Raw genomic sequence first — 3,805 nt, forward strand, 5'->3', positions numbered from 1 at the left:
CATGTTCCAGGAGAAATTTAAAATTTCCGAAATCGTTGCTATCGTTAAAGGAATACTTTTAACCCGGCAATCTGAGGATGCTGCAATTATCGATATTCTGGTTGATAGTAGAACACTTTTTAAAACAGAAGCGACCCTGTTTTTTGCCCTGCAAAGCAAACGCAATGACGGGCATAAGTACATCGAAGAACTTTACAATAAAGGGTTACGAAGTTTTGTGATCTCAAATCCCGATTTTGACATTCAACCGTTTCCTGAGGCAGACTTTATCCTTGTTAAAAACAGCCTGAATGCACTGCAATCAATTGCTGCAGCCCATCGAAAAAAATTCAATATTCCAGTGATTGGCATTACCGGGAGTAATGGAAAAACAATCATTAAAGAATGGTTGTACCAATTGCTTTCACCCGGAATGCGGGTTGTTCGCAGTCCAAAAAGTTATAATTCCCAAATCGGAGTTCCACTCTCGGTGTGGCAACTTGAAAGTACTTATCAGGCGGCCATCTTCGAAGCTGGAATTTCTGAACCGGAGGAAATGAGCCATTTGCAGAAAATCATCAATCCGACTGTTGGAATTTTTACTAATATCGGTGAAGCCCACAACGAAAACTTCATCAGCAGGCAACAAAAAGTGGGGGAGAAGCTCAAGCTTTTTACCAAAGTTGACACACTCATTTATTGCTCTGATCATCGAGAGGTTCAGGAGGTTATTATTCGATCTGAAATTCTTGAAAATATCCGTTCGTTTACCTGGAGCCGAAAGGAACCGGCGACACTTCAAATAACCAAAACAGAGCGAAAAGAAAAAACAAAAACAGAAATTGCCGGGTTTTTCAATGCACGGGAGATTTCAATCACTATTCCTTTTATCGACGAAGCTTCTATCGAAAACAGCATTCACTGCTGGGCAGCCCTTTTGCATCTTGGTATTAATCAGGAAATAATTACCGAACGGATGTTACTGTTGGTACCAATTGCCATGCGTCTCGAACTCATCGAAGGGATCAACAACTGCACGGTAATCAACGACAGCTATAATTCGGATGTGATTTCGCTGGGAATTGCACTCGATTTTTTGAGTCAGCATGCCGGTCAGAAGCAAAAAACAGTAATCCTTTCTGACGTACTACAAAGCGGAAGAAGTGAAATTTACCTATATGGTAAAATTGCAGAAATGCTCAGGCAAAAGCAGGTCAAACGATTGATTGGCATCGGCCCGGCCATCAGCAGGCAGGCAGAACAATTCGACCTGCAAAAGGAATTTTACCAGACAACTGACGAATTTCTTCGCAGCTTTTCTTTTACAAAATTCCAGAATGAAGGGATTTTGTTAAAAGGCGCCCGTATTTTTGAATTCGAGCAAATCAGCCAGGCGTTGCAGCAAAAAGCACACGAAACCGTGTTCGAGATCAACCTGAACGCATTGATTCACAACCTGAATTTCTACCGTTCGAAGCTCAAACCTTCAACCAAACTCATGGCGATGGTCAAAGCCAGCTCCTACGGATATGGTGGTTTTGAAATTGCCAATGCACTTCAGTTTCACAAGGCTGATTATCTCGCTGTGGCTTACGCTGACGAAGCGCTCGAGTTGCGCAGAGCAGGCATCAACCTCCCTATTATGGTGATGAATCCCGATGAAGAAAGCATGGATAGTATCATCGCCTACAATCTCGAACCTGAGATATATAGTTTTAGGGTGCTCGACATGCTTGAGAATGCAATCCGGCGGAATATTATTCCCCGGAACAAGCCAGTCAAAATCCACCTCAAACTCGATACAGGGATGCACCGGCTTGGATTCTGCGATCACGAAACCGGGGAACTCATCAGGCGTGTAAAAGCTAACCCGAGGATTTATGTTGAATCCATATTTACACATCTCGCAGCAACAGATAACCGGGAGCAGCAAGATTTCACCCGTTACCAGATTTCACTTTTCGAAAAGGTTTCCGATAGAATCATTGGTGAAATTAATTATCCGGTTTTAAGGCATGTGCTCAATACTGCAGGGATAAGTGCCTATCCTGAAGCGCAATTCGATATGGTAAGGCTCGGGATAGGACTCTATGGTATTTCTCCAATCGAAGCCGAGCAGCAGGAGCTTCAGAACGTCAGTTCACTAAAATCCACTATCTCACAACTGAAACAGATAAAGCAGGACGAAACTATTGGCTACAACCGTGCAGGTATCGCCCTTCAGGATATGCTTGTGGCAACTGTTCCTGTCGGTTATGCCGACGGGCTGAGCCGCCGTCTGAGTAACGGTCGGGGTCATCTGGTAGTAAAGGAACGCCTCGTACCGATCGTTGGAAACGTTTGCATGGACATGTGCATGATTGATGTGACCGGGCTTGATGTGAAAGAGGGCGAGGAAGTGATCATCTTCGACAACAACCACAGCATTATGCGGCTGGCAGAGGAGATGGACACTATTCCCTACGAAGTAATGACTGCCATTTCAAAACGGGTGAAAAGGGTTTATTTTCAGGAGTAAAAACTTAGCCACATAAAAATGTATTAAAGTTGAATTCCAACTTTAGATAACCTTTTTCAAAATCCAATTTATACTACATTTGCCGCCTCAAATAAAGTTGAAATGGTTTTTAGTAGCGCTGTATTCCTGCTCTATTTTCTACCCGTCTTTTTGCTGGTTTATTATCTGATCGACAGGAAGTATAAGAATTACGCAATCCTGTTTTTCAGCATCTTCTTTTACGCCTGGGGTGCACCGAAATTTATTTTTGCGGTGCTGATTTCTATTTCTGCCAATTTTTATGTCGTTCAACTGATGCACAAACTGCCGGATAAACCTCTCCAAAGGTTACTGCTGGCTATATCGGTGATCATCAACCTGGGGCTGCTCGTCTATTTTAAATATGCCAACTTTTTCCTTGAAAATATCAATACGCTTATCGAGGGCATTTGCCTTGGGAATCCTGTCCACTGGACACGAATAGCCCTACCCATCGGCATCTCCTTTTTCACTTTCCAGTCGCTCACCTATTCGATGGATGTTTACCGAAATGTACACAAACCCCTTAACAGCCTGGGCGATTACATTTTGTACATTCTGATGTTCCCGCAACTCATTGCCGGTCCAATTGTCCGTTTCAACTGGATTGCCGATCAGATCAACAACCGGCAGGAGACCAATGATGATCGGCTGCTGGGTATGTACCGGTTTATTATTGGGCTGTCCAAAAAAGTGTTGATTGCCAATGTCATGGGCGCCGAAGCGGACAGGGTGATGGCGCTGGATGTGGCCACACTTGATTCCACAACGGCCTGGATCGGAATCTTAGCCTATACTTTCCAAATTTATTTCGACTTTGCCGGATATTCCGATATGGCAATAGGATTAGGACGGATGATTGGATTTACTTTTCCCGAAAACTTCAACAATCCTTATGTTTCACGAAGTATTACCGAGTTTTGGCGCCGATGGCACATCACCCTTGGCTCGTGGAAGTCACCCTGTGAGGCGCTCGCAAAAGGCAATAAAGTTGAAAGTTTGGTGATCGTTTGATAGAATTCACGGGGTGACTATGCCACTTTGCAGGCTGGAGCCTAAGCAGAACTGGGGCTATTTACTGCATTTTGAAATACAATATTTTTTCGAGGTAATGTTTATGAAATCAATTAGCCATTTTGTTCAGTCCTCAAATAAAACAGAAATCCCATTGAATAATGAAATACTTTAAACAATTGGATGGCCTTAGGTTTTTGGCCATTTTAATGGTACTTATTGCCCATTGGGTTGAAGGCTCTTTTCAAAATCCTTTTCTTAAAAATGTACCTTTTG

General features: G+C 43.1%; 2 protein-coding genes. Both read left to right on the top strand.

The window, feature by feature from the left end; genetic code table 11:
* Nucleotide 1 precedes the first annotated feature (1 nt).
* Entirely contained in the window at nt 2-2,497 is a 2,496-nt protein-coding gene (locus IH598_15215; GenBank protein ID MBE0639865.1) for a bifunctional UDP-N-acetylmuramoyl-tripeptide:D-alanyl-D-alanine ligase/alanine racemase, read from the top strand.
* A gap of 102 nt (nt 2,498-2,599) precedes the next feature.
* Entirely contained in the window at nt 2,600-3,529 is a 930-nt protein-coding gene (locus tag IH598_15220; protein ID MBE0639866.1) for an MBOAT family protein, read from the top strand.
* The last annotated feature ends 276 nt before the right edge of the window (nt 3,530-3,805 follow it).

The organism is Bacteroidales bacterium, from assembly GCA_014860585.1.
Lineage (GTDB): Bacteria > Bacteroidota > Bacteroidia > Bacteroidales > 4484-276 > RZYY01.

Bases quoted from the DNA above. Each gene is read 5' to 3' on its own strand.
- IH598_15215 (MBE0639865.1), top strand. From the start codon at position 2: ATGTTCCAGGAGAAATTTAAAATTTCCGAAATCGTTGCTATCGTTAAA.
- IH598_15220 (MBE0639866.1), top strand. From the start codon at position 2,600: ATGGTTTTTAGTAGCGCTGTATTCCTGCTCTATTTTCTACCCGTCTTT.